Source organism: Anaerohalosphaeraceae bacterium (genome assembly GCA_035378985.1).
Classification (GTDB): Bacteria; Planctomycetota; Phycisphaerae; order Sedimentisphaerales; family Anaerohalosphaeraceae; genus JAHDQI01.
This window is the reverse complement of the sequence record DAOSUR010000036.1, coordinates 1-5,383: the sequence shown is the minus strand read 5'-3', so window position 1 is coordinate 5,383 and position 5,383 is coordinate 1. Positions and strand designations below refer to the sequence as shown.

The window sequence follows — 5,383 nt, the reverse complement described above, 5'->3', positions numbered from 1 at the left end:
GAAGACAGAGACGAAAGCGCCAAAGAGGATTCCTGGGCTTTCAAAGCAAGATTTTCAATGGTCATTGTCTATCCTGAAAATCCCTAAGTAACGACAATCCAGTATTTTATCAGTCATTAACATATATCTTTTTTTCTTGGAAAATACAGAGGAAAATGACAAAAAACTTACATCTAAATATATACAGGTTATATCTTATTATGTTGACTTATTCCGAATAGGTATTTAATGGAAGCACAAAGTTTATCGGCCTTAGCATACGGCGGGTAAGCCTCTTCTTTTTTTAAATCCGTTCCTTTTAGAATCTTTGCTTAAGACCTGCTCTGTTCAGGACGATTTGTCGCCGGAAAAGATTTGTTCGGAGATAATCTATGTACCAACTGAAATGGGCGGTCTTTTTGCTGGGAGTTTTCGGACGAACTGCGTTTGGGGGTATCGCGGGTTTGGATGTTCAAAAAGATGAAGCGTTTTTGAAGAATATGCAGATGAACGGTCTGTTTGTTCCAAGCGGATATACCTACTCTTTTATAGGGGGTTCGAGGTCTATTATCGACGGCAGCGATTATCAGGCCGTACAAAATGCTTTTCAGAAATGGACGTCCGCAAATTCGTCCCTTTGGGCAGTGGAAGTGCCGTCAAATGGGAACTTTACACCCGGCCGCCGCAATGGTCGGAATGAAATTGCCTGGATAAGTCCCACGGAGAAAGAGCCGAATCCATGGAAAAATGTTTTGAAACTGCCGGATACGATTCTGGCGGTTGTAAAGGTCTGGGTGGCCCCAGGTTCTAATCGGGTGATTGAGAGGGATTTGTATTTTAATGATGTATCCGTATGCTGGAGAACAGGCAGTGATGGGGAGGAAGGGGGGTTTTGGGTGGAGCGGGTGGCTTTGCACGAAATCGGCCATTTGTTCGGCCTAAGGGATGTGTACAATCCGGGCCAGAAAGGCTGGGAGGAATGGATGGGGGATGGGAATGAGGACTTGGCAATGTACGGTTATTCATCCCGATGGGACGAAACAGCGGCGGTTCATCCCTTAGAAGCAGCGGCAATGGCTTTGGCCTATCGTTCCATTCCTGAGCCGCGTTCGATGCCCGTCTTTGCCCTGGCCGCCGCGATGTTTTTCATTACCCGCAGGCGTTGAAAAGCTTTTTGGATTCGATACTTGACAAACGAGGGGCGGTTTCGTACTCTTTGGAGCAGTTTTCGCGGGCGTAGCTTAATGGTAAAGCCCCAGCCTTCCAAGCTGGTTATGTCGGTTCGATTCCGATCGCCCGCTTCCCTATAAACTTTGATCGCATATAGTTTGACAAACTCGAATCAAACCAACCAATATTCATTAAGATTTGCTTCTTAGTCTCCTTGAAAGGATAATTGTTTTTTGAAATCTAGGGTTTGCTTTCGATTGTCGAAGATTGTTTCCTTAGTCCCAACGTCAGTCAAACCCTGCGATTGGAAATGGATGCTTTCAAAAAAGCATGAAGGGGATTTCTGATTGCAAAATCTGCCTGTCGCTGCCGGCACTTTTCAGTATCAAGGCATTTCCGAAAGTTTCTGCGAGCGGTTGCAGGGCAAAGAGATGGGTCTTCTGCCGTGCTTTGTTCCATGCTACTTTTCTTCTGAGAAAAAGTCTGTCTTGCACAGATAGCCCGAAAGGAGGATGAGATCTTTTTTCGTTTTTTTCTAAAAATTATTTAAAAACACTTGAAATGAAAAAGAGAATTTTTAATTTATTAAAACAGCAGATGGAGTTTTTTATTTGAGGACAGAGAGAAAACAGAAAGAATCTGCTGGCGGTGAGCTCTCATTGCAAGGGTTGTGCCGGCGAGAAGAAGGGAACGGGGAGAAGGCAGAGGGGCCGCCCAATGCGGTTCTTCCATTTGCTGAAGTCCAAATTGAAGGACGGTTTGAGGGCAAGGGAGTTCTGCCGCCGTTTCGGGGAGCTACCCTGCGAGGCGGGTTCGGGTACCATCTCAAGCAGACAGTTTGTCATCGAAAGCAAAGCACCTGTCAGGACTGCATTGTTCGAACAACTTGCGCATACAGCTGCATCTTTGAAGGAATTCCCCCGCAGGACCGGCAGATCATGCGGCTTTATCCCTATGTCCCGCAACCCTTTACACTGCTGGTCAATTCTGAAGACCCTGTCCAGATTAAGCCGGGCGACTTGTTTTCTTTCGGCATGCGTCTTTTCGGCAGGGCCCTCGAATTGTTCCCTTATATTGCCTACAGTTTCATCGAAATGGGCAAAGAGGGGCTCGGCAAAGATCGGATTCCTTTCCAAATTACCCGAATTGTCCAGCCGTCCTTCGGGGTGGAGATATATCATGAGCAGGTGGCCTGTCTCCATAAGGTCCAGACGGAGTATCCACAGAATCTGCTTCCAGTCTGCAAACGCATCCGGGTGGATTTTGTCACCCCAGTGCGTCTTCGGATAAACGGCCGGGAACCGTCCACCCTCCGGTTCGAGGATTTGATTCGTGCGATTGTCCGGAGGTTCTCTATTTTGACCTATTTCTATGGAACCCCAACAGAGAATCTTTCCGTTGATTATTCGGCGGCTGCGGCCGTGACATCCGTTTGCAGCCAAACCAAACCAATCGAGTTCCGCCGATATTCCGGCAGACAGAAACGCCCTGTTGAGATGAGCGGACTTATCGGAAGTGCGATTTATGAAGGCAATCTGGAGCCGTTTTTGCCCTGGCTCTCGATCGCCCGGATTATCGGTGTTGGAAAGGCGGCCAGCTTCGGCTTCGGCCGCATCCAGATAACCCCTTTGCAAGAGGATAAACATGATGCAGAAAGAACTGATTGAACTGTGTATCGGGGCCATCCTCCACGACATTGGCAAAATCGGTGAGCGGGCTCGCATCATACTTTCCGCGCAGTCTGAAAGGTTGAAACCGTACATCTGTCCGACAGAGAAAGACGGCAATTACGGCTATCTTCACGCTGCCTGCACCAACGAATTTATGGAAAAGATAAAAAATAAGCTGCCGCGTGAACTGGACGCTTCGAAAATTGCCAATATTGCCTGCTATCACCACAAGCCCGATCAAAACAATCCTCTTCATTATCTTGTTCAAACAGCAGATTGGCTCTCTGCCGGACAAGACCGGGCAGAAGGCCAAAAAGACGACTCATCCGTTCCGCGCGATGCAGGAATACGCGATTTTGCCAACAGCATCTTTGCCGGGATTACCCCGATTGTCAAAAAGGATTGGAAAAAGCCTGAGTCTGTCCATCTGCCGCTGATTCCTCTGGAACTGAATGAAAAAGTCTTCCCTTGTTCCGCTTCTGCGAATCCTGTTGGGGGTCATAACCTTCTGTGGGCCAGCATCTTAGGACATTTTGAGCAGCTGGAGCCGACGAATCCTGCTTTGTTTATGAACCAGCTGATTTGGGTTTTTGGGCTTTACTCCTGGTCTGTGCGAAGCCACCGAAGCCAGTTTGCGGAAATTTCGCTGCTGGACCACTCTTTGACGACGGCGGCCTTTGCCTGTGCCCTTTACCAGTATCACAGCAGGACCAACACCATGACCGAAAAAGACATTCAGGACTACAAGCCCAAGAAATTCCGTATTGTCCAGGGCGACCTGAGCGGCATCCAGTCTTATTTGTACGATGCCGCTTTGGACAATCCGTCTGGCCTGAGCAAACGCCTCCGTGCCAAATCGTTTTATTTGAATCTGATTACGCGTCTGGCCGGTTCTCTGCTCTTGCAGAAGGTCGGCCTGCCGGAGGTCAACCGCATTATCGATGCAGGCGGAAACTTTACCCTGCTTGTCCACAATACACCCGATTGCCTCAATATCCTCAAAGAAACTCAAAAGCAGATTGACGACTGGTTTCGGTGTACCTTTGCAGGCAAACTCCATCTGAATCTGTGCTATGAAACTGAATTAAGCGGCGAAGACTTCCGGAAAGAGCGTTTTTACGAAATCCAGCAGAAACTGGCCTGGCAGATGGATAAAACCAAAAGGCAGGCTCAAAGAGCCGTCCTGGCTGATGGGACCTGCTGGAGTCCGGCCGCCTTCCTGCCTCCAATCGACCCATCTTTGATTCCCAAAACTCCATCGGAAGAAGGGGAAAATTCAGAAAGATTTCCGGAAAACCAATTTTTTAAAGAATTGGGGGGCAAACTGACCAGCGGAAACTTTCTGATTGTCTCCACGGCTGCTGTTCCAGGCGGATTCAGTGAAGAACTGGCTCGTTTGCCGCTGGCCCATCCGTTTGATGCCTACTATTTCGCCGTTAAAGGGGCCCCGGCCGCTTCCGCCGACATCACCGGCTGCTTCGAGCTGGTTCCGGGCAATGAATCCAAATCCCTCGGCCAGACACGCTGCGGCCTCCTGCTGGCCAACTACATTCCCCGGCAGACGGAACAGGATCGGCTGCTCTACGAATTTCCGGAGATTGCCGACTGGCTCCGTCAGCAGTTCTCAGAGGAGAACGAATCCGTTTACAGCAGCGGCCAGCCCAAATCCTTCGCTCAGCTCTGTGCCGATTCGTTCAGAATCTGCAAAACAGGAGAAAAAATTGCGGTTAAAGGAGAGCCCCTGCTGGCGGTTCTGAAGGCTGACGTGGACCGACTGGGGATGCTCTTTTCCAAAACCCTCGAAAACGCCGAAGCCCCGCTGAGCTGGTATATCTCCCTGTCCCGGCAGCTGAACCTGTTCTTCTGCGGCATTTTGCCCGGCTGGTTCCTCAATCCGCCGAAGGAGTATCCCGAGTTTCGGAATATCTACACTGTCTATGCGGGCGGCGATGACCTCCTTCTGGTCGGCCCGTGGACCACGATGCTTAAGTTCGCCGCCTTCCTCTGCCGGAAGTTCAAAGAATATGTCTGCGGACATCCGGAAGTCTCCATCTCGGCGGGGATTGCTCTCTGCCACAGCCGCTTCCCGCTTTCTCAGGCTGCCAAACAGGCCGACGAGGCCCTCGACAATGCCAAGAAAACCAGAGACCGCATCTGTGTCTTTAACACCGTTCTGACCTGGGAGGCCTTTGAGCAGGCGATCGGACGGGATGTCAGCTTTTTTGATCAGATGATTACAGAAGATGGCGCAGAGGGCATCAAGGCCGCTAAGGGTTTCATCTACCGCCTTCTCCGTTATGCGAAAACCGCCGAAGAGTGCGTCGACGCCGGCAAAACGCCGGTCAATCTCCGCAAGCTCCTCTGGCGTTCTCACCTGAAGTACGATATAGCCCGAAATGTCAAGCCGGTCGATACTGGCGACAGGCAGCCTGCCGGTCTTCGCCGTATTGAGGAACTTACCGCCCTCACGGCCGATGATGCAGGAAAAGACAAAATCCGGCGTCTCAAAGTCGCCGCAACATATTGTCTCTATCTGAACCGTTAACCTAATTTTTGGAGGATTT

Annotated in this window: 3 protein-coding genes and 1 tRNA gene; all 4 read left to right on the top strand. The window is 50.0% G+C overall.

What is annotated here, in order from left to right; translation table 11 throughout:
- Window positions 1-371 precede the first annotated feature (371 nt).
- A complete protein-coding gene (locus PKY88_13205) occupies window positions 372-1,145 on the top strand; it encodes a hypothetical protein (GenBank protein ID HOQ06157.1) in 774 nt (257 codons plus the stop codon).
- 64 nt (window positions 1,146-1,209) lie between these two features.
- A tRNA-Gly gene (locus tag PKY88_13200) sits at window positions 1,210-1,280 on the top strand.
- 528 nt (window positions 1,281-1,808) lie between these two features.
- Complete coding sequence (cas6, locus tag PKY88_13195) at window positions 1,809-2,816, top strand: CRISPR system precrRNA processing endoribonuclease RAMP protein Cas6 (GenBank protein ID HOQ06156.1); 1,008 nt, start codon at window positions 1,809-1,811, stop codon at window positions 2,814-2,816.
- Window positions 2,794-5,364, top strand: coding sequence for a hypothetical protein (locus tag PKY88_13190; GenBank protein ID HOQ06155.1), 2,571 nt, complete (start codon window positions 2,794-2,796; stop codon window positions 5,362-5,364). The genes cas6 and PKY88_13190 overlap by 23 nt, the downstream gene beginning before the upstream one ends.
- Window positions 5,365-5,383 lie beyond the last annotated feature (19 nt).

Bases quoted from the DNA above. Each gene is read 5' to 3' on its own strand.
- PKY88_13190 (HOQ06155.1), top strand. From the start codon at position 2,794: ATGATGCAGAAAGAACTGATTGAACTGTGTATCGGGGCCATCCTCCAC.
- PKY88_13205 (HOQ06157.1), top strand. From the start codon at position 372: ATGTACCAACTGAAATGGGCGGTCTTTTTGCTGGGAGTTTTCGGACGA.